The sequence below is a fragment of the Pseudomonas fluorescens genome (assembly GCF_001902145.1).
Taxonomy (GTDB): Bacteria; Pseudomonadota; Gammaproteobacteria; order Pseudomonadales; family Pseudomonadaceae; genus Aquipseudomonas; species Aquipseudomonas fluorescens_BV.
In genome coordinates this window covers 48,266-67,746 of sequence record NZ_MRST01000013.1, presented here as the reverse complement: position 1 = coordinate 67,746, position 19,481 = coordinate 48,266, and the positions used below count along the sequence as shown (strand labels likewise).

The following is a 19,481-nucleotide window of genomic DNA, read 5'->3' as shown; positions in this document are numbered from 1 at the left end:
CTGTATCGAAAGTCAGCTCCCTTGCCACGATCGCCCTTTGATTCCTCCACTTGCCGTAGGATCGGCATGGTTATTCATGGATCAGTTTGGGGGTGTCAGTCTGATCGGTTGTTGCCGTGCATTGAGTTACCGTTGTGCCGGAGATTAAAGCCACTATATGGAAAATGCTGATTTTGTCCTTCATGCCCCGTTCTAATATTCTTTATTCAACCGGGTCGTTGTGTGGAAGGAAGTAAAAGGTTGCGGGTTGGCTGAATGTTTATGGATGGCTCAGGTCTTGTCTGTTTGTGAATTGTTTATTTGAAATGAATGTGATTTTAATTTTGTTTGTGGATTTTTATTTTTTATAAAACAGAGGGTTATGGTTTTTATTGTAGGTTTTTTCAGTGTTCATGATTTCAGGTTTTTACAGTGTTAAGCCTAAAGTGTTTTTAAATTTTAGAGTGTGTCGGTGTGAATTAATTAGCGGCTGGCGTGGTTCGCGCAGGTGTGCGAATTTAAGGTTGTGCCGATAACTACTGCTGCTCTTGTTGGGCGGAAATCGGTATCTCGAATTTGTCGGTTTATAGTTCGGGCCTGATTTTTATGAGGACTTTGGTTTATGAGAGTTTCAGGACCTTCCACAACTCATGTTAGTGTGCAGCAGGCGCCAGATCCCAAGAGTGGTATCAGCTCGGAGAGCTCTGTTGAGGTATATGCACTTCATAGCGAAAAGCCAGTTTTTACGGCTGAACAGGCTGGGAAACACATCACCCGCAACGGTTTCAAAGTTCATGACCGTAACGGTGATGGCCAAATTACAGTGTCTTATCGCGTTTCCAAAGGTTTTACTCCACAGCAGGCAGAGCAGGCCCGGCGGGCACTGCAGTACTGGCAGGATGTCACTAACGTTACATTCACTGAAAATGGAAAAAATGCTGACGGCCATATTGACATCAACGATATGCCCAAAGCTTCTGGCGGCGAGTCCTCACTCCCTGATATGTATACGGTTCGAACTTTCGCAAATATTGGAGTAGCGAATGCAGGAGCGAACCCTGCACCAGGCGATTTTTTTCGCTCAGTCCTTACTCACGAGATAGGCCATACCTTAGGTCTGGAGCATCCGGGAAACTATGATGGCTCTGGAAACTATGAGCGTGACGCAGAGTACTCCGGGGATACTCGAGCGCGTTCTGTAATGAGTTATTTTTCGGAAAAAAATCAGTCGGGGCACAATTTCAAATTGTTGTACCCTTCTGTGCCGATGATGGATGACATATCCGGCATCCAGAAAGTTTATGGAGCAAATACTAAAACGCGCAATACCGATACGATATATGGGTTTAATTCCAATACGGACCGTGAAGCGTTTGGTTTGAAGTCGGCTAACGACAATCCTGTTTTTTGTGTGTGGGATGGCGGCGGGGATGACACCCTGGATTTCTCTGGGTATTCACAGAATCAGAAAATCAACCTCAATGCCGGATCCTTCTCGGATGTCGGGGCGTTGAAGGGTAATGTCTCCGTTGCCAAAGGCGTCACGCTGGAAAACGCAGTGGGCGGCAAGGGGGACGACGCACTTATAGGTAATCATGTCGCCAATCGTCTCAAAGGGGGAGCAGGGGCCGACAGATTGTCTGGCGGTGCCGGCGCAGACACATTTGTTTATGACCACGCTAGTGATTCTACCCCGGACAGCCCTGACGTAATCCTGGATTTCGAGAGTGGCGCAGACAAGATTGATGTATCTGCAGTCTTGAAACGGGCGAATATCAGTGCTCTCAAATTCGTCGATCGCTTAATTGGCCAGCCCGGCCAGGCTGTGATCGGGTATGACGAGGGGAGCAACGAGGGGTGTCTGGCCCTTGACGTGACAGGCAACGGCAAGGCTGACCTATTGATAAAAAGCATCGGTCGGATAAAACCCACTGATATCTTGGTGTATTGCGATACAACAACGCCTAACCCTGAACAGAAAGATCCCAAGCCGCAGCCGCGGCCTCAACCCGAGGAGCCCAAGCCCAAGCCCAAGCCTGAGCCTAAACCGAAGGAACCAAAACCGGACGAGCCAAAGCCCCTTCCGGATTTGTGTGAGCCGCAGCCGTGTCCGGATTCGTGTGAGCCAAAGCCCCGTCCGGATTCGTGTGAGCCGCAGCCATGTCCGGCTCCGCGTGAGCCGCAGCCCCGTCCGGAACCGGTTGAACCGCAGCCCCGTCCGGATCCGAGTGAACCAAAGCCGCGTCCAGACCCGCGTGAGCCGCAACCCCGTCCGGAGCCGAGTGAACCAAAACCGCGTCCGGACCGGCGTGAGCCGCAGCCCCGTCCGGACCCGAGTAAACCAAAGCCGCGTCCGGACCCGCGTGAGCCGCAGCCCCGTCCAGACCCGTGGAAACCGAGGCCGCGTCCGGATCCCTGCGAACCCCTGCCACGTCCAGACCCATGGAAACCGAGGCCGCGCCCGGATCCGTGGGAACCTCAGCCGCGTCCAGACCCATGGAAACCGAGGCCGCGCCCGGATCCGTGCGAACCCCAGCCGCGTCCAGACCCGTGGAAACCGAGGCCGCGCCCGGATCCCTGGGAACCTCAGCCGCGTCCAGCCCCATGGAAACCGAGGCCGCGTCCCGATCCGTGCGAACCGAAGCCGCGACCAGATCCGTGTGAGCCGAGGCCGCGTCCGGCACCCTGTGAGCCCAAACCAACCCCTCGCACTGATCCTTGCGAGCCGGATGCCTTTACTCGAAACGCAAGACCAGCCTATGGCTTCAGTCCCTATCCAGGCGGGTACCGAGCGATGCAAGCGTCGGTTTTTAATCAGTCGGCGATTTCAGCAAGGGCGTGGAGGGAAATTCATTCAACGTCAGATGCGCGCTGAATATAGTCAAGTCGTTCCCTGTTGGATGAGTGAAACAGTACGCCAATAGTAAGTGCTAACTACAAGTAATGACTTGTTGTTTGTCAATGGTGCGGCTTTTTGCCGCGCGCTTAAAAGTTCGAGTAGTCATTGTTGAAACTGGCTATTTAAGAGTTCACGGGTGTTTTGCTTGTGAAGTGTTGTGTTGTTGTTTTTAACTAACTGAGAAAACGTGAATATGATTAATGTAAATACATCCGCTGTAAACTACCATGTGCCCACGCCGAACGTGACCCCTCAGCCTTCTCAGCTGGCACATCCTGGCAACCAAGGCAGCAGTGAAGCCGTGAAGTCATCTCATGGTGAGACGAACTCAGCGGCAGACAACCAAGCCTCGGCAAGCGCCAAGCTGCTTAATCTTTCCGCTCCGCTGGTAGGTGAGCGCCCTGGCCTGCAGCGAATGTATGGATTGAGCCTGAACTCCGGCCTGCTTCAACTTGGAGACGTTAATCCCGGCAAAGTGGTGACCGCTCGTTGCTATACGAGGCCAGTGGAAGATACCAAACCTCCAGCGGACGCTCCGAAGAACAGTGGTACCAGCACAGCGGACGTGTCGACGAAGGGCAGCAGCACCTCGACCGCGGACGCGACGAAGAAGGACGGCACCACCTCGACCGCGGACGCGACGAAGAAGGACGGCACCACCTCGACCGCGGACGCGACGAAGAAGGACGGCACCACCTCGACCGCGGACGCGACGAAGAAGGACGGCACCACCTCGACCGCGGACGCGACGAAGAAGGACGGCACCACCTCGACCGCGGACGCGACGAAGAAGGACGGCACCACCTCGACCGCGGACGCGACGAAGAAGGACGGCACCACCTCGACCGCGGACGCGACGAAGAAGGACGGCACCACCTCGACCGCGGACGCGACGAAGAAGGACGTCACCACCTCGACAGCGGACGTGTCGACGAAGGGCGGCACCACCTCGACCGCGGACGTGTCGACGAAGGGCAGCAGCACCTCGACCGCGGACGCGACGAAGAAGGACGTCACCACCTCGACAGCGGACGTGTCGACGAAGGGCGGCACCACCTCGACAGCGGACGTGTCGACGAAGGGCGGCACCACCTCGACAGCGGACGTGTCGACGAAGGGCGGCAGCATCTCGACCGCGGACGTGTCGAAGAAGGGTGACACCACCTTGGCAAGGGACGTGCCGACGACGGGCGGTCGCCCCTTGCCAAGGGACTTGTGGACGAAGGGCACCACCACCTCACCAGCGGACGGGCCGAAGAACGACGCAGGCGTCACCGAGCCAAAAGTTAGCACCAAAAAAAGGACCGATGACACCATCTACGGATTCAATTCAAATACCGGCAAGCCGGAAACGACCCTGAAGTCCGCATCCGATAAACCAGACTTCAACGTATGGGATGAGCGCGGGAACGATACCTTTGATTTTTCTGGCTTCAAGCAGAATCAAATCATCAGCTTGCGTGGTGGTTCGTTTTCCAGCGTGGGCGGGATGAAGGAAAATGTCAGGATCGACGAGAAAACAGTGATCGAAAATGCCGTGGGTGGCCGGGGTAATGATCGCATCATAGGTAACAGTGCGAATAATGTGCTCACCGGTGGCGCAGGGGCTGATACGTTGGAGGGCGGCGGCGGCTGGAATACCTTCAAGTTCAATGCGTTTAGCGATTCAACACGCACCCATGCCGACTTGTTGGTGGACTTCAATACGGGGAAAGACAAGATCGACCTGTCGCAAATGGCACGCGACGGCAAGGTAGCCTTGAACTTCGTTGAGAACTATACAGGGGCGGCAGGCGACACCATCATCAAGTTCAATCCGCAGACGGGACGTTACTTGCTGGCGATCGACCTGGATGGAGATGGCAAGACCGATTTCCTGATCAAGAGCACCCGAATGATCAGCCCGGAAGATGTCATTGGGCTCAACATAAAAGATGGCGGTTACCTCTAACGACTTGACCGGGCACGTTTGACGGTCGCCATTGTTTGACGCAACGCGGGGCGGGACTTACTCAATGATTGATTAAGTCCCGCCCCTTTGTGCGTTGTGAACAGTTTTTATGAGCCGAAGGACCCGTCAGGACGCTTGGGCATTGGCCAACGCGGCTTTACGTGACGCACTCAGGAAGCGCAACAAGGCCACCAGCGCAAATGCACTGCCCACCAGCATTACGGCCAACCAGCCGCCATGTTCATACACGCTGCTGGCAATCGCCGAGCCGAACGCACCGCCGATAAAAATGCTGCTCATGTACAGCGCGTTCAGGCGGCTGCGGCTGTTGGCATCGAGGGCGTAGATGGCGCGCTGGCCGAGGACCATATTCATCTGCACGCAGAAGTCCAGGACCACACCGGTGACTGCCAGGCCGATCACGCTGTAGAGCGGGTGTACCAACGCTGGCAGGAAACTCAGCGCGCCAAACAGCATCGCCAGCAACGAGGCGCGGTGGGTATGGCCGGCATCGGCCAGGCGACCGGCCATGGGCGCGGCGATGGCGCCAAGGGCACCGACCAGGGCAAACAGTGCGATCTCGCTTTGGCTCAGGCCGTGGTTACGTGCCAGTTCCAGCGGTGCGGCGGTCCAGAACAGACTGAAGGCGGCGAACATGCAAGCCTGGTAGAACGCCCGTTGGCGCAACAGCGGTTGCTCACGCAACAGGGTGCCCAGGGAGCGCAGCAACTGGCCGTAGCTGGCACTGTGATCGGGTTGGCGTTTGGGGATGGTCAGCATCAGCACCACGCTGATAAACGCCATCAGTGCGGCGGCCGCCATGAACATCGCACGCCAGCCGAAGTGATCGGCCACCACGCTCGACACCGGCCGTGCCAGCAGGATGCCCAGCAGCAGGCCGCCCATGATGCTGCCGACCACGCGGCCCCGGGATTCGGCCGGCGCCAAGTGTGCCGCCAGCGGAATCAGGATCTGCACCGAGACGGAACTGAAGCCGATCAGCAGCGACACCAGCAAGAACAGGTTCGGCTGCTCGATAAACGCCGCACCCAACAGGCTGGCGATCGCCACGACGGTGGTGGCAATCATCAGCTTGCGGTTTTCCAGCAGGTCGCCCAGAGGCACCAGGAAAAACAAGCCCAGGGCATAGCCGATTTGCGTGAGGGACACGATCAGGCTGGCCATTGCCGGTGTCAGGCCAATGTCCGGGGCAATCAGCTCGATGATCGGTTGTGCATAGTAGATGTTGGCGACGATAGCGCCGCAGCAAAACGCGAACAGCATGACCATGCCCCGGGTCATGGTGCCTGCAGCGTGAGAGGTTGCGTTCATGGTGCACTCATAAAGGCGAAGGAAGTGGCGTGAGAGAGTAAAGACAAGGCTCGCAAGTGAGTAGGCTGCTTGTGGTGATATCACTTATGCCGAGTGATGATACATTCAGATACATCTGCCTTGCGCGAAAAAAGTGGGAGCTGGCTTGCCTGCGAAAGCTGTGTATCCGTCACCTGAAATATGACGGATAGATCGCTTTCGCAGACAAGCCAGCTCCCACAGGTTTGACCGAGTTGATTCAGTCAGATGGGTTATTGGCCAGAGTAGATCTGGTCAAACACCCCGCCATCATTGAAGTGAGTCTTTTGCACCGTGCGCCAGTCACCAAAGGTTTTCTCCACCGACAGGAAATCCACCTTCGGGAACCGGTCGGTGTACTTGGCCAGCACCTTCGGGTCCCGTGGGCGCAGGTAATTGTTGGCCGCGATTTCCTGGCCTTCGGGCGACCATAGATACTTGAGGTAGTCCTCGGCCGCGGCACGGGTGCCTTTTTTCTCGACAACTTTATCCACCACCGACACCGGCGGTTCGGCCTCGGCGGAAACGCTTGGATAGACCACTTCGAACTGATCACGGCCAAACTCGCGGGCGATCATTTCTGCTTCGTTTTCAAAGGTCACCAGCACGTCGCCAATCTGGTTGGTCATGAAGGTGGTGGTGGCGGCGCGGCCACCGGTGTCCAGCACTGGCGCTTGCTTGAACAACTTGCCAACGAAGGTCTTGGCCTTGTCTTCATCGCCGCCGTTCTTCAACACGTAGCCCCAGGCCGACAGGTAGGTGTAGCGGCCGTTACCCGAGGTCTTCGGGTTGGGCACGATTACCTGCACGCCGTCCTTGAGCAGGTCGGGCCAGTCCTTCAGGGCCTTGGGGTTACCTTTGCGCACGATAAACACCGTGGCTGAGGTGAACGGCGCACTGTTGTTCGGCAGGCGTGTCACCCAGTTGTCCGGCACCAGCTTGCCGTTGTCGGCCAGGGCATTGATATCGGTAGCCATGTTCATGGTGATCACGTCGGCGGGCAGGCCGTCGATGACCGAGCGCGCTTGTTTGCTGGAGCCGCCGAAGGACATCTGCAACGTCAGCTTGTCGTCTGGGTGCTCGGCTGCCCAGTGCTTCTGGAAGGCGGTGTTGTAGTCCTTGTAGAAATCGCGCATCACGTCGTAGGAGACGTTGAGCAGGGTGGTCGCGGCCTGGGCGGAGCCCGCCAGGGCCAGGCCGGCGGCCAGTAGAGAGGCGCTGAGGATTTTTTTCACTGCTCATTCCTTGTTGTTCGAGAAGAGGGGAGGCAATTTGCCAGCGACTATAGCCGGGCCTGCATAGAGCTTTAAAGATTAAAACGAACTTTGCTTATTCCAGTTTGCGAAACAGATTGCTGCCACAGCGCGCGCAAAACGCAGCGTTGGGTTCATGGCTGTCCTTCTTGCACACGGGGCAGTCGGTATGCAGCTGTTCGCCGCGCATGGCACTGGCCAGTTCAGCGGTAAAAATACCCGTCGGCACCGCGATGATCGAGTAACCGGTGATCATCACCAGCGATGAAATAACCTGGCCCAGGGGCGTCTTGGGCACGATATCGCCGAAGCCCACGGTGGTCAGGGTGACGATCGCCCAGTAGATGCCCTTGGGAATACTGGTAAAGCCATGTTCCGGGCCTTCGATCACGTACATCAAGGTGCCGAACACCGTCACCAGGGTGCACACGCTGACCAGGAACACCACAATCTTCTGCTTGCTGCCGCGCAGCGCCGCCATCAGGTAATTGGCCTGCTTGAGGTACGGGCTGAGCTTGAGCACGCGGAAGATGCGCAGCATCCGGATGATGCGGATGATCAGCAGATACTGGGCGTCGCTGTAGTACAGCGCGAGGATGCCGGGGACGATGGCGAGCAGGTCCACCAAGCCATAAAAGCTGAAGGCATAGCGCAGCGGCTTGGGCGAGCAATACAGGCGCAGGCCGTACTCGATGGCGAAGATCAGCGTGAAGCCCCACTCGATATAGGCCAGCACGTCGGCGTAGTTCTGATGGATTGTGTCGATGCTGTCGAGCATCACGATCACCAGGCTGGCGAGGATGATCAGCAGCAGGATGCCGTCAAAGCGCCGCCCGGCGACGGTGTCGCTTTGGAACACCATGATGTAGAGGCGCTGGCGCCAGTCGTTGTTGCTGTCCATAAACCCTGCCTGAAACGAATATCGAGCAAGCCTAGGGCGATTCGAACGGGCTGTCCATGTGAGGCTTGTGCAGCATTCGCTGACCGGCACGCACCAGCCAGCACGCGAGGATAAATGGCGCGGTCAGCGCGGGCAGGTGCAGGCCGGCGAAGCCCGGGGTGAGCAGGATGGCCAGGCCAATGCCCAGCAGTGATAACCAGGGCTGGCGACGTGACGAGCACAGGGCCAGGGCGGCCAGCGCGGGGTTATAGCTGTGCAGGCCGAGCAGGGCGCCAGCGGGGTCGTTCAACCACAGGCCGGCCAGCATGCCGAGAGTGGCGCCGCCCAAGGCCCACGCGACGGCGCGACGGTCGGCCAGCAGCAAGCCCAGGGCGATCAGTACGCCCGCCAGGGGCTGGTCCAGCAACATGATTTGCCCAAGGCCGGTGAAGGGCGCGGCCAGTACAGCGACAGTGTCGGGCTCGCTCAGCACAAGGGTGTTCTCCGGGACCTGGCCGAGCAGCAACCAGCCCAGGCCAACAAAGGGCGCGGTGTAGGCGGGCAAATCCTGGGGCTGGGTCGCGTGTTTCAACCAGTGCCGAGTGAGGATGGCACTCACGCCGCCGCACGCCAGGATCAGTGGCGGCACCAGCGCCGACCAGGCAAAGTGCTGGCTGATCAACAGGCCCAGCAATACGCCGTTGTAGCTATACAGCCCGGCCTGGCGCTCGGCCTTGGGATACCCCCGGCGCTGGGCCGTGAGCAACCCTGCGACACCCCCAAGCAAGGCCCCGCCAAGCAAGGCCGGGGCGCCGATCAGGATCGCCAGCAGGCACAGCAGGCCGCACAGCGGGTGGCGCTGCAGGAAGATTTGGCTGAAGCCGTTGAGCAGGGCTTCGGCCCAGTCGGGGCAGGTTGGGTTGTGCATGTCAGCTCCCTGTAGGAGCGAGCTTGCTCGCGAAAAACCTGAGGGCGCCGCGTGCATTCAGGATGCACGCGTCATCGTTGACGTTCTTCGCGAGCAAGCTCGCTCCTACAGTAGGGTTTCGATACGCAGCGAATTGGTAGACCCCGGCTGCCCGAACGGCACCCCCGCGGTAATCACCAAGGTATCGCCACGCTGCGCCATGCCCTGGGCCTGGGCAATTTCCAGCGCGGTGGAACACACCTCATCCACCTGGCGCAGCCGATCATTGACCACCGAGTGCACGCCCCACGCCACGCTCAAGCGTCGCGCCGTAGACAGGTTGGGCGTGAGGTTGAGAATCGGCGCCACGGGCCGTTCCCGCGCCGCGCGCAAGCTGGAACTGCCGGACTCGCTGTAGTTCACCAGCACAGCCACCGGCAGGATGCTGCTGATGCGGCGGATCGCACAGCTGATGGCGTCCGACACCGTGGCATCAGCCTTGGGCCGGCTGACATCCAGTTGTGCCTGGTAGTCCGGGCCGTTTTCCACCTGGCGGATGATCTTGCTCATCATCTGCACCGCTTCCAGCGGGTACTCGCCCGAGGCGGTTTCCGCCGACAGCATCACCGCGTCGGCACCTTCAGCCACCGCGTTGGCGACATCGGTGACTTCGGCGCGGGTGGGTGCCGGCGAGAAGCGCATGGACTCGAGCATCTGCGTGGCCACCACCACCGGCTTACCCAGTTGGCGGCAGGTGCTGATGATGTCTTTCTGGATTTGCGGCACGCTCTCGGCCGGCACTTCCACGCCCAAATCGCCCCGAGCCACCATGATCGCGTCGCTCAATTCGGCGATTTCTCGCAGCCGTTGCACCGCCGAAGGTTTTTCGATCTTGGCCATCAGAAACGCTTTATCGCCGATCAGCTCGCGGGCTTCGCGGATGTCTTCCGGGCGCTGCACAAACGACAGCGCCACCCAGTCCACACCCAGCTCCAGGCCGAAGCTCAGGTCGCGACGGTCCTTGGCGGTGAGTGGGCTCAGTTCCAACAGCGCTTGTGGAACGTTCACACCTTTACGGTCAGACAGTTCGCCGCCATTGAGCACGGTGGTGTCGATGGCGTCGGTATGCTTGGTGATGACGCGCAGGCGCAGCTTGCCGTCGTCGAGCAGCAGGTCCATGCCCGGCTCCAGGGCTGCGATGATTTCCGGGTGGGGCAGGTTGACCCGGCGCTGGTCGCCCAGGGTTTCATCCAGGTCCAGGCGCAGCGCCTGGCCGCGCACCAGTTGCACCTTGCCCTCGGCAAAGCGTCCCACCCGCAGCTTCGGCCCTTGCAGGTCCATGAGGATACCGAGCGGGTAGTTGAGCTGGCGCTCGACCTGGCGAATCCACTGGTAGCGCTGGGCATGGTCGGCGTGGTCGCCGTGGCTGAAGTTGAGACGGAAGATATTTACCCCGGCCTCCACCAGCTCGCGGATGTCGTCGATACCGCCGGTGGCCGGGCCCAGGGTGGCGAGGATTTTGACCTTCTTGTCAGGCGTCATGGTTGGCAGTCTCAAGGATCAGGATGGCGCGCAAGTCGTTGACGTTGGTGCGCGTCGGCTCGGTGACGATCAAGTCGCCCAGGGCGGCGAAATAGCCGTAGCCGTTGTTGTTGTCCAGCTCATCACTGGCCGACAGGCCCAGGGCTTCGGCACGGCGGTAGCTGCAGGGGGTCATGATCGCGCCGGCGTTGTCTTCTGAACCGTCGATGCCATCGGTATCGCCGGCCAGGGCGTACACGCCGGGCAGGCCCTTGAGGCTGTCGGTGAGGCTGAGCAGGAATTCCGCATTGCGCCCGCCACGGCCGTCGCCGCGTACGGTGACGGTGGTTTCGCCCCCCGAAAGGATCACGCACGGAGCCGCCAGTGGCTGACCATGCTGCACGATCTGCCGGGCGATGCCGGCGTGTACCTTGGCCACATCGCGGGCTTCGCCTTCCAGATCACCGAGGATCAGCGGGCTGAAACCAGCCTGGCGCACTTTTACTGCTACCGCTTCAAGGGATTGCTGCGGGCGGGCGATCAATTGGAAGTGGCTGCGGGCAAGCACCGGGTCGCCGGGCTTGACGGTTTCCGAGGCCGGGTTCTGCAACCAGCTGCGCACCGAAGCGGGGGCGTCGATGTGGTAACGCTTGAGGATCGCCAGGGCCTGTTGCGAGGTGCTCGGGTCACCGACCGTCGGGCCCGAGGCAATCACCGTGGCCTGGTCGCCCGGCACATCGGAGATTGCGTAGGTGTACACCGTGGCCGGCCACGCAGCCTTGGCCAGGCGCCCACCCTTGATGGCTGAGAGGTGCTTGCGCACGCAATTCATCTCGCCAATGGTGGCGCCGGATTTAAGCAGGGCTTTGTTGATGGCTTGCTTGTCGGCCAGGGAGATGCCCTCGGCGGGCAGGGCGAGTAATGCCGAGCCACCGCCGGAGAGCAGGAAGATCACGCGGTCGTCTTTACCCAGATGGCTGATCAGTTCCAGCACGCGCTGGGCCACGGCCAGGCCGGCCGCATCCGGAACCGGGTGGGCGGCTTCGACCACTTCGATTTTTTTGCATGGCGCGCCGTGGCCATAGCGGGTGACCACCAGGCCCGAGACTTCGCCCTGCCAACAATCTTCGACGACCAATGCCATGGCGGCCGCAGCTTTGCCGGCGCCGATCACGATCACACGGCCACTGCGGTCGGCAGGCAGGTAGGGTTCAAGGACTTGCCGGGGGTGGGCGGCTTCGATGGCTGTGGCAAACAGCTCGCGAAGCAGGTGTTGCGGATCGACCGACATAAGCGGGCTCCCGGGGGATTCTTGTTATTTGTAGGAGCGAGCTTGCTCGCGAAAATCGTCAACGATAACGCGGGTCACCAGGCAGCCAGCGGTGCTCTCAGGTTTTTCGCGAGCAAGCTCGCTCCTACCGGGGGGGTATTGCGTATTTTCGTTACTTCTCGCGAATCGAGAAATTCGCCATATGCTCCAGGCCCTTGATCAGCGCCGAGTGGTCCCAGTTGCCGCCGCCAATTGCGGCGCAGGTGCTGAACACTTGCTGGGTGCCGGCGGTGTTCGGCAGGTTGATCCCCAGCTCCTTGGCGCCGGCCAGGGCCAGGTTCAGGTCCTTCTGGTGCAGGTTGATGCGGAAGCCCGGGTCAAAGGTGCCCTTGATCATGCGCTCGCCGTGCACTTCCAGGATCTTGGACGATGCAAAGCCACCCATCAGCGCTTCCCGCACCTTGGCCGGGTCGGCGCCGTTTTTGGAGGCGAACAACAACGCTTCGGCCACCGCCTGGATGTTCAGCGCGACGATGATCTGGTTGGCGACCTTGGCGGTCTGGCCATCGCCATTGCCGCCTACCAGGGTGATGTTTTTGCCCATGCTCTGGAACAGTGGCAGCGCGCGTTCGAACGTCTGCGGTTCGCCACCGACCATAATGCTCAAGGTGCCGGCCTTGGCTCCCACTTCACCACCGGACACCGGGGCGTCCAGGTACTGCGCGCCGGCCTGGTTGACCTTGGCGGCGAATGCTTTGGTGGCGGTGGGGGAGATCGAGCTCATGTCGATCACCACCTTGTTCGGTGACAGGCCCGCAGCCACGCCGTCGGCGCGAAACAGCACGTCATCGACTTGTGGGGTGTCGGGCACCATGACGATGATGAACTCGGCTTCCTGTGCCACTTGTTGCGGGTTGGCCAGCGCCACGGCGCCGGCGCTGATCAGTTCAGCCGGTGCCTTGCCATGATGTTCGGAGAGAAACAGTTGATGACCTGCTTTCTGCAGGTTGGCGGCCATGGGTTGGCCCATGATGCCGGTGCCGATAAATCCGATTTTAGCCATGATCAAAATCCTCTTGTTATTAGGCCTACAGGCCTGGCACGGTCTGCTAAGCACAGGAGATCCCCCTGTGGGAGCGGGCTTGCTCGCGAAAGCGGTGAGTCAGTCGACATCAGTCGTTAATGTCAGATCGCATTCGCGAGCAAGCCCGCTCCCACATGAAGTCCTGTTTGTGTTCTGTCAGATGGCGTTATGGGTTTTGAGCCAACCCAAACCCGCCTCGGTAGTGGTCAACGGCTTGTACTCACAGCCGACCCAACCCGCGTAACCAATGCGGTCCAGATGCTCGAACAGGAAGCGGTAGTTGATCTCACCCGTACCTGGCTCGTTGCGCCCCGGGTTGTCCGCCAGTTGAATGTGGTTGATCTCGCCCAGGTGCGCGGCCATGGTCCGCGCCAGGTCGCCTTCCATGATTTGCATGTGGTAGATGTCGTATTGCAGGAACAGGTTGGCGCTGCCCACTTGCTCGCGAATCGACAGGGCCTGCGCCGTGTTGTTGAGGTAGAAGCCGGGAATGTCGCGGGTGTTGATCATCTCCATCACCAGCTTGATACCCGCCGCCTGCAGCTTCTCGGCGGCGTACTTGAGGTTGGCGACAAAGGTCTTTTCCACGGTCTCGTCATCGACGCCTTGTGGCCGGATGCCCGCCAGGCAATTGACCTGGGTGTTGCCCAAGACCTGGGCATAGGCGATCGCCAGTTTGACCCCGGCACGGAACTCCTCGACCCGGTCCGGGTGGCAAGCCAGGCCGCGCTCGCCCTTGGCCCAGTCACCGGCAGGCAGGTTGAACAACACCTGGGTCAGGCCGTTGGCGTCCAGCTGCGCCTTGATGTCGGCAGAGCTGAACTCATACGGGAACAGGTACTCCACGCCCTGGAAGCCGGCATCGGCAGCCGCTTTGAAGCGGGCAAGGAAATCCTGTTCGGTAAACAGCATGGACAGGTTGGCAGCAAAGCGCGGCATAGGGTTCTCCTTAATCGAGCAGGGAAATGGCAGTCGGCGCGTCGTTGCCGACCAGGGCCAGGTCTTCGAATTCATTGACGGCGTTGATCTCGGTGCCCATGGAAATATTGGTCACCCGTTCCAGAATAATCTCAACGATCACCGGCACCTTGAATTCTTCGATCATCTCTTGGGCGCGGCGCAAGGCCGGTTGGATCTGGCCTGGCTCGAACACACGCAGGGCCTTGCAGCCCAAGCCCTCGGCAACCGCCACATGGTCGACGCCGTAGCCGTTGAGTTCGGGGGCGTTGAGGTTGTCGAAGGACAGCTGCACGCAGTAGTCCATCTCGAACCCACGCTGTGCCTGGCGGATCAGGCCCAGATAGGAGTTGTTCACCACCACGTGGATGTACGGCAGCTTGAACTGTGCGCCCACCGCCAGTTCTTCGATCATGAACTGGAAGTCATAGTCGCCCGACAAGGCCACCACTTTGCGGCTCGGGTCGGCCTTGACCACGCCCAGCGCCGCAGGAATGGTCCAGCCCAGTGGGCCAGCCTGGCCGCAGTTGATCCAGTGGCGTGGCTTGTACACATGCAAGAATTGCGCGCCGGCAATCTGCGACAGGCCGATGGTGCTGACGTAGCAAGTGTCTTTGCCGAACACCTGGTTCATCTCTTCGTACACGCGCTGTGGCTTGACCGGCACGTTGTCGAAGTGAGTCTTGCGGTGCAGGGTGGCCTTGCGTTGTTGGCAGTCATGCAACCAGGCACTGCGGTCCTTGAGCTTGCCGGCGGCTTTCCACTCGCGGGCCACTTCAATGAACATCGTCAGCGCGGAGCCGGCGTCGGAAACGATGCCCAGATCCGGTGTGAAGACGCGGCCAATCTGGGTCGGCTCGATGTCGACATGAATGAATTTACGGCCTTCGGTGTACACCTCTACCGAGCCGGTGTGACGGTTGGCCCAGCGGTTGCCGATGCCCAGCACCACGTCCGACTTGAGCATCGTCGCGTTGCCGTAGCGGTGCGAGGTTTGCAGGCCGACCATGCCCACCATCAGCGGGTGGTCGTCCGGGATAGTGCCCCAGCCCATCAGGGTCGGGATCACCGGGATGCCGGTCAGCTCAGCGAACTCCACCAGCAGCTCGCTGGCGTCGGCGTTGATCACGCCGCCACCGCTCACCAGCAATGGGCGTTCGGCTGCGTCGAGCAGAGCCAGGGCTTTTTCCACTTGCACACGGGTCGCCAGCGGCTTGGCCAGGGGCAGCGGCTGGTAGGCGTCGATGTCGAATTCGATCTCGGCCATCTGTACGTCGAACGGCAGGTCGATCAGCACCGGGCCGGGGCGGCCGGAGCGCATTTCGTAGAAGGCTTTCTGGAAGGCATAAGGTACCTGGCCGGGCTCCAGCACCGTGGTTGCCCACTTGGTCACCGGCTTGACGATGCTGGTGATGTCGACGGCCTGGAAATCTTCCTTGTGCATCCGGGCGCGGGGGGCTTGGCCGGTGATGCACAAGATCGGGATCGAGTCGGCCGAGGCGCTGTACAGGCCGGTGACCATGTCGGTACCCGCCGGGCCCGACGTGCCGATGCACACGCCGATATTGCCGGCCTTGGTGCGGGTGTAGCCCTCGGCCATGTGCGAGGCGCCTTCAACGTGGCGAGCAAGGACGTGATCGATGCCACCCACCTTTTGCAAGGCCGAATACAGCGGGTTGATCGCGGCGCCTGGGATACCGAAGGCGGTATCCACACCTTCACGGCGCATCACCAGGACGGCGGCTTCGATTGCTCTCATTTTGCTCATGGTTTTGGTGCCTCTTGCGTTTTGTAATTGTATACAAGTGGTGTCTGTCCAAAGTGTATTCACGCCGAGCTGCGTTGGTCAATGCCTTTCGTAAACTGGCCTTCGCGTTCGTCGGAAGCGCTTTTTTCGACGTATGGAGCTTTTGTTTGAGAATATTGTATACAAAAACAAATATCATTGTGTTCTATTTGTGCGATCGAGCATCTGATCACACAGACCTCACCGCTTTACCCATAACAAGATAAGGACGGCACCTATGAGCGCTTTAACCTTGAAACTCGCCACCCAACTGGCCACCCAGGCCCTTACCGCAGGCCGCACCATTTCGGCTGCGCCACTGACCATCGCAGTGCTCGACAGCGGCGGCCACCTGGTCACCCTGCAACGCGAAGACGGCGCCAGCCTGCTACGCCCGCAAATCGCCATCGGCAAAGCCTGGGGCGCCATTGCCCTGGGCAAGGGTTCACGTTTGCTGGCACTGGACGCCCAACAGCGGCCGGCGTTTATCGCGGCGTTGAACAGCCTGGGGCAGGGCAGCGTGGTGCCGGCGCCGGGTGGGGTGTTGATACGAGATCAGAGCGGCGTGGTGCTGGGCGCAATCGGGATCAGCGGGGACACGTCCGATATTGACGAGCAGTGTGCGATCACGGCGATAGAGGGGGTGGGGTTGATGGCGGATGCGGGGGTTTCGGCTTGAATTTGGGTTGATGGATAGGGCCTCTTCGCGAGCAAGCCCGCTCCCACAGGTGAATGCATTCCAAATGTGGGAGCGGGCTTGCTCGCGAAAGGGGCGCCTCGGTCTTGGCTCTATACCCAAACGGCATCCCACAGCGGATAGTCGCCAATACGCTTCACCAGCCCAGCTCTCAGCGGGTTAGCAACCACATACCTGGCCATTTTCACCAAGTCATCGTCCTTACGCAGAGCCCGATCATGAAAGCTGGTTTGCCACAGCCGACCTTTGCGGCCAGTAGCGCCGTTCACGCTTCGGGTGCTTTTGGATTTCACCTGGCACATCAGATCTCCCAGCGAACCTTTTTGCAGTTCGATCAGCCAGTGGAAGTGGTCGGGCATCACCACCCAAGCCAGAGAGTGTGCCAGCCCTTGGTATTGGGCGAGTCTGAATTGCCAGACGACCAAGCGGCCCAGATGAAAGTCATTGAACATCGGTACACGTTCATGGGTGTTGGTGGTGATCAGATAGATGCGGTTGGGCTCGCTGAATCGACCGATACGCAGGCGGTATGAAGTAGCTCGATCAGGCATTCCTTGGCCTCTCTTCAGATGGGGTTCTGAGAGGCTAGATCTCGGTGGATGATGCTGATCTTTGGGCTTTTGGCAGAATGTGTCTGGGAGGGCGCCTTCGCGAGCAAGTCCGCTCCCACAGGGGATTTGTGCGGTTTATACAATGTGTTTCTGGCACTACTGCTCGCGAATGGTACAGGCTCTGCGGTCTATCAATCCGGCTCACACCCCTTGAGCACCAACCGAATAATCGTCTGCGCCGCCGCCTCATAGTCGGCTTCATCCAGCTTGGCCTTGCCGGTTACTGCCGAGATCTGCCAGTCGAAATCGGCATAGGTCTGGGTGGCTGCCCAGATGCTGAACATCAGGTGGTTGGGGTCAATCGCGGCGATCAGGCCACGGTCAACCCAGCTCTGGATGCAGTTGATATTGTGCTTGGCCTGGGCATTGAGCTGTTCAACCTGGTCGGCGCTCAGGTGTGGGGCGCCGTGCATGATTTCGCTGGCGAAGACCTTGGAGGCGAACGGCAGGTCGCGGGAGATGCGGATTTTGGAGCGGATGTAGTTGCTCAATACTTCCTTGGGCTCGCCTTCGGGGTTGAACGGCGTGGAGGCGGCCAGGATCGGCTCGATAATGCTTTCTAGCACCTCGCGGTAGAGGTTGTCCTTGGACTTGAAGTAGTAATAGACGTTGGGCTTGGGCAGACCGGCCTTGGCGGCGATGTCGCTGGTTTTGGTCGCGGCGAAGCCCTTGTCGGCAAACTCCTCGCTCGCCGCCCGCAGGATTTTTTCTTTGTTGCGCTCGCGAATGCTGCTCATAAACCAGACGTTTCCTTGCCATGACAGGCGGTTGCGCATGGTAGCACCGGCCATCCGCGGGCCTCAACAATCTACCCGCAACGCTTTGCGCCGCGCTATGCTCGCCCCATCTCTCTCTAACGGAAGTCCGGTTCATGGCAGGAAGCAGCTTATTGGTGTTGATCGACGATATCGCCGCGGTACTCGATGACGTTGCACTGATGACAAAAATGGCCGCCAAGAAGACATCGGGCGTGCTGGGCGATGACCTTGCGCTGAACGCCCAGCAGGTCTCGGGTGTGCGCGCCGAGCGGGAAATTCCCGTGGTGTGGGCGGTGGCCAAGGGCTCGTTCATCAACAAATTGATCCTGGTGCCGACGGCCCTGTTGATCAGCGCCTTCGCTCCGTGGGCGGTGATACCGCTGTTGATGCTCGGCGGTGCCTACCTGTGTTTCGAGGGCTTCGAAAAACTCGCCCACAAGTTCCTGCACAGCAAGGCTGAAGACCAGGCCGAACACGCACAGTTGACTGAAGCGGTGGCCGACCCGGCAACCGATCTGGTGGCGTTCGAGAAAGACAAGATCAAGGGCGCGATCCGCACCGACTTTATTCTCTCCGCCGAGATCATTGCCATCACCCTCGGCATCGTCGCCGACGCGCAGCTCACGCAACAGGTGATCGTGCTGTCGGGTATCGCCATTGTCATGACCATCGGCGTATATGGATTGGTGGCCGGTATCGTCAAGCTCGACGACCTGGGGCTGTGGCTGACGCAGAAGCCGGGTCAGGTGGCGCGCAGTATTGGCGGCGCGATTCTGAGTGCGGCCCCCTACATGATGAAGAGCCTTTCAGTGATCGGCACGGCGGCGATGTTCATGGTCGGTGGTGGCATCCTCACCCATGGCGTGCCCGTGGTGCATCACTGGATCGAAACGGTAAGCCAAAGCATGGGGGCTCTGGCATGGTTGATGCCGACGTTGCTCAATGCGCTGGCGGGGATTGTTGCAGGGGCTTTGGTGCTGATCGTTGTCCAAGCAGTCGGCAAGGTATGGCGAATAGCTAGGCGCTGATGAGTTCGCATTGATTGCAGGTTGAAACACTGTTTAAGTTTAATCCTACAGCCCGATTTTCCATGCATTTATAGGATGCGTCGCGCTTCTTCATGTGAAGTGGCGCGAAAAATGGATCGATAAGGGGTTAAGGATGAACTGGTGTTTTCAAGCAATAAAAAACTATGCCAAGTTCAGTGGGCGAGCCTGCAGAAGGGAATATTGGGCGTTTGTAGTGATGGACATCATGCTGATTTGGGGCTCTATATTGATAGCGTACTTAGCGGAGGTTCTCTCGAGTCCGTGGTTTATCGTTCCATTTGGGTTTTACGTCTTGTTCATGATCCCCCCTGCGGTTTCAGTGACATTCCGCAGGCTTCATGATGTGAACATTACGGGGGCGTATGCACTTTGGTTTTTGATACCGGTCGTTGGTTTTATAATGGTGTCCGTCCGCCTATTCACCCAAGGCGATAAGGGGGGGAACGATTATGGCTTGCCTCCAATTACAGAGTTTCTATCTGAGTAAGTGAGCAAAATCAATGCAATAAAAAAGGCCATTCAATCGAAT

Annotated in this window: 17 protein-coding genes; 5 read left to right on the top strand and 12 right to left on the bottom strand. The window is 59.3% G+C overall.

The window, feature by feature from the left end; all coding sequences use genetic code 11:
• Positions 1–601 precede the first annotated feature (601 nt).
• Entirely contained in the window at positions 602–2,854 is a 2,253-nt protein-coding gene (locus BUE92_RS01855; protein WP_073521703.1) for a M10 family metallopeptidase C-terminal domain-containing protein, read from the top strand.
• A gap of 516 nt (positions 2,855–3,370) precedes the next feature.
• Here the strand turns inward: BUE92_RS01855 and BUE92_RS28650 are convergent.
• The gene (locus tag BUE92_RS28650; RefSeq protein ID WP_256673922.1) at positions 3,371–4,006 is read right to left on the bottom strand and encodes a hypothetical protein; all 636 of its coding nucleotides are present in this window, start codon (positions 4,004–4,006) and stop codon (positions 3,371–3,373) included.
• Here BUE92_RS28650 and BUE92_RS28645 point away from each other — a divergent pair.
• Complete coding sequence (locus BUE92_RS28645) at positions 3,984–4,829, top strand: M10 family metallopeptidase C-terminal domain-containing protein (protein ID WP_256673921.1); 846 nt, start codon at positions 3,984–3,986, stop codon at positions 4,827–4,829. The two genes, BUE92_RS28650 and BUE92_RS28645, sit on opposite strands and share 23 nt — an antisense overlap.
• Positions 4,830–4,955: 126 nt before the next feature.
• Here the strand turns inward: BUE92_RS28645 and BUE92_RS01845 are convergent, their stop codons facing one another.
• From BUE92_RS01845 to gcl, 9 genes are all read right to left on the bottom strand, one after another.
• Positions 4,956–6,161, bottom strand: coding sequence for an MFS transporter (locus BUE92_RS01845; RefSeq protein WP_073521701.1), 1,206 nt, complete (start codon positions 6,159–6,161; stop codon positions 4,956–4,958).
• 251 nt (positions 6,162–6,412) lie between these two features.
• The gene (locus tag BUE92_RS01840) at positions 6,413–7,414 is read right to left on the bottom strand and encodes a sulfate ABC transporter substrate-binding protein (protein WP_073521700.1); all 1,002 of its coding nucleotides are present in this window, start codon (positions 7,412–7,414) and stop codon (positions 6,413–6,415) included.
• 94 nt (positions 7,415–7,508) lie between these two features.
• On the bottom strand, positions 7,509–8,333 hold the full coding sequence (locus BUE92_RS01835; RefSeq protein WP_014717713.1) for an ion transporter: 825 nt from the start codon (positions 8,331–8,333) through the stop codon (positions 7,509–7,511).
• 31 nt (positions 8,334–8,364) lie between these two features.
• Positions 8,365–9,240: an urea transporter gene (locus BUE92_RS01830; protein ID WP_073521699.1), complete on the bottom strand. Its 876-nt coding sequence runs from the start codon at positions 9,238–9,240 to the stop codon at positions 8,365–8,367.
• A 105-nt stretch (positions 9,241–9,345) separates the two neighbouring features.
• Positions 9,346–10,761 carry a pyruvate kinase gene (gene pyk / locus BUE92_RS01825; RefSeq protein ID WP_073521698.1) on the bottom strand — a complete coding sequence of 472 codons (1,416 nt, stop codon included), beginning with the start codon at positions 10,759–10,761 and terminating at the stop codon, positions 9,346–9,348.
• Positions 10,751–12,031, bottom strand: coding sequence for a glycerate kinase type-2 family protein (locus BUE92_RS01820; RefSeq protein WP_073521697.1), 1,281 nt, complete (start codon positions 12,029–12,031; stop codon positions 10,751–10,753). Before BUE92_RS01820 ends, pyk begins: the two co-directional genes overlap by 11 nt.
• Before the next feature lie 151 nt (positions 12,032–12,182).
• Positions 12,183–13,073, bottom strand: a complete 891-nt coding sequence (locus tag BUE92_RS01815; RefSeq protein ID WP_073521696.1) for a 2-hydroxy-3-oxopropionate reductase — start codon at positions 13,071–13,073, stop codon at positions 12,183–12,185.
• 177 nt (positions 13,074–13,250) lie between these two features.
• The gene (hyi, locus tag BUE92_RS01810) at positions 13,251–14,033 is read right to left on the bottom strand and encodes a hydroxypyruvate isomerase (RefSeq protein ID WP_014717718.1); all 783 of its coding nucleotides are present in this window, start codon (positions 14,031–14,033) and stop codon (positions 13,251–13,253) included.
• Between the two features lie 10 nt (positions 14,034–14,043).
• Positions 14,044–15,819 (bottom strand): glyoxylate carboligase, encoded by a 1,776-nt coding sequence (gene gcl, locus BUE92_RS01805; protein ID WP_003189987.1) that lies wholly within the window; start codon positions 15,817–15,819, stop codon positions 14,044–14,046.
• 256 nt (positions 15,820–16,075) lie between these two features.
• Between gcl and BUE92_RS01800 the strand changes: the two genes are divergently transcribed.
• The gene (locus BUE92_RS01800) at positions 16,076–16,516 is read left to right on the top strand and encodes a GlcG/HbpS family heme-binding protein (RefSeq protein WP_073521695.1); all 441 of its coding nucleotides are present in this window, start codon (positions 16,076–16,078) and stop codon (positions 16,514–16,516) included.
• Between the two features lie 110 nt (positions 16,517–16,626).
• Here the strand turns inward: BUE92_RS01800 and BUE92_RS01795 are convergent, their stop codons facing one another.
• Positions 16,627–17,085: an REP-associated tyrosine transposase gene (locus BUE92_RS01795; RefSeq protein WP_073521694.1), complete on the bottom strand. Its 459-nt coding sequence runs from the start codon at positions 17,083–17,085 to the stop codon at positions 16,627–16,629.
• A 191-nt stretch (positions 17,086–17,276) separates the two neighbouring features.
• Positions 17,277–17,882: a TetR/AcrR family transcriptional regulator gene (locus BUE92_RS01790; protein WP_073521728.1), complete on the bottom strand. Its 606-nt coding sequence runs from the start codon at positions 17,880–17,882 to the stop codon at positions 17,277–17,279.
• A 134-nt stretch (positions 17,883–18,016) separates the two neighbouring features.
• Here BUE92_RS01790 and BUE92_RS01785 point away from each other — a divergent pair, with 134 nt between their 5' ends.
• A complete protein-coding gene (locus BUE92_RS01785; protein WP_073521693.1) occupies positions 18,017–18,931 on the top strand; it encodes a DUF808 domain-containing protein in 915 nt (304 codons plus the stop codon).
• 133 nt (positions 18,932–19,064) lie between these two features.
• Positions 19,065–19,439 carry a DUF805 domain-containing protein gene (locus BUE92_RS01780; RefSeq protein ID WP_073521692.1) on the top strand — a complete coding sequence of 125 codons (375 nt, stop codon included), beginning with the start codon at positions 19,065–19,067 and terminating at the stop codon, positions 19,437–19,439.
• Positions 19,440–19,481: the final 42 nt, after the last annotated feature.

Excerpts from the sequence above, each read along its gene's own strand:
- BUE92_RS01855 (WP_073521703.1), top strand. The coding sequence starts at position 602 with ATGAGAGTTTCAGGACCTTCCACAACTCATGTTAGTGTGCAGCAGGCG.
- BUE92_RS28650 (WP_256673922.1), bottom strand. The coding sequence starts at position 4,006 with ATGCTGCCGCCCTTCGTCGACACGTCCGCTGTCGAGGTGGTGCCGCCC.
- BUE92_RS01845 (WP_073521701.1), bottom strand. The coding sequence starts at position 6,161 with ATGAACGCAACCTCTCACGCTGCAGGCACCATGACCCGGGGCATGGTC.
- BUE92_RS01835 (WP_014717713.1), bottom strand. The coding sequence starts at position 8,333 with ATGGACAGCAACAACGACTGGCGCCAGCGCCTCTACATCATGGTGTTC.
- BUE92_RS01830 (WP_073521699.1), bottom strand. The coding sequence starts at position 9,240 with ATGCACAACCCAACCTGCCCCGACTGGGCCGAAGCCCTGCTCAACGGC.
- pyk (WP_073521698.1), bottom strand. The coding sequence starts at position 10,761 with ATGACGCCTGACAAGAAGGTCAAAATCCTCGCCACCCTGGGCCCGGCC.
- BUE92_RS01820 (WP_073521697.1), bottom strand. The coding sequence starts at position 12,031 with ATGTCGGTCGATCCGCAACACCTGCTTCGCGAGCTGTTTGCCACAGCC.
- BUE92_RS01815 (WP_073521696.1), bottom strand. The coding sequence starts at position 13,073 with ATGGCTAAAATCGGATTTATCGGCACCGGCATCATGGGCCAACCCATG.
- hyi (WP_014717718.1), bottom strand. The coding sequence starts at position 14,033 with ATGCCGCGCTTTGCTGCCAACCTGTCCATGCTGTTTACCGAACAGGAT.
- gcl (WP_003189987.1), bottom strand. The coding sequence starts at position 15,819 with ATGAGCAAAATGAGAGCAATCGAAGCCGCCGTCCTGGTGATGCGCCGT.
- BUE92_RS01800 (WP_073521695.1), top strand. The coding sequence starts at position 16,076 with ATGAGCGCTTTAACCTTGAAACTCGCCACCCAACTGGCCACCCAGGCC.
- BUE92_RS01795 (WP_073521694.1), bottom strand. The coding sequence starts at position 17,085 with ATGCCTGATCGAGCTACTTCATACCGCCTGCGTATCGGTCGATTCAGC.
- BUE92_RS01790 (WP_073521728.1), bottom strand. The coding sequence starts at position 17,882 with ATGAGCAGCATTCGCGAGCGCAACAAAGAAAAAATCCTGCGGGCGGCG.
- BUE92_RS01785 (WP_073521693.1), top strand. The coding sequence starts at position 18,017 with ATGGCAGGAAGCAGCTTATTGGTGTTGATCGACGATATCGCCGCGGTA.
- BUE92_RS01780 (WP_073521692.1), top strand. The coding sequence starts at position 19,065 with ATGAACTGGTGTTTTCAAGCAATAAAAAACTATGCCAAGTTCAGTGGG.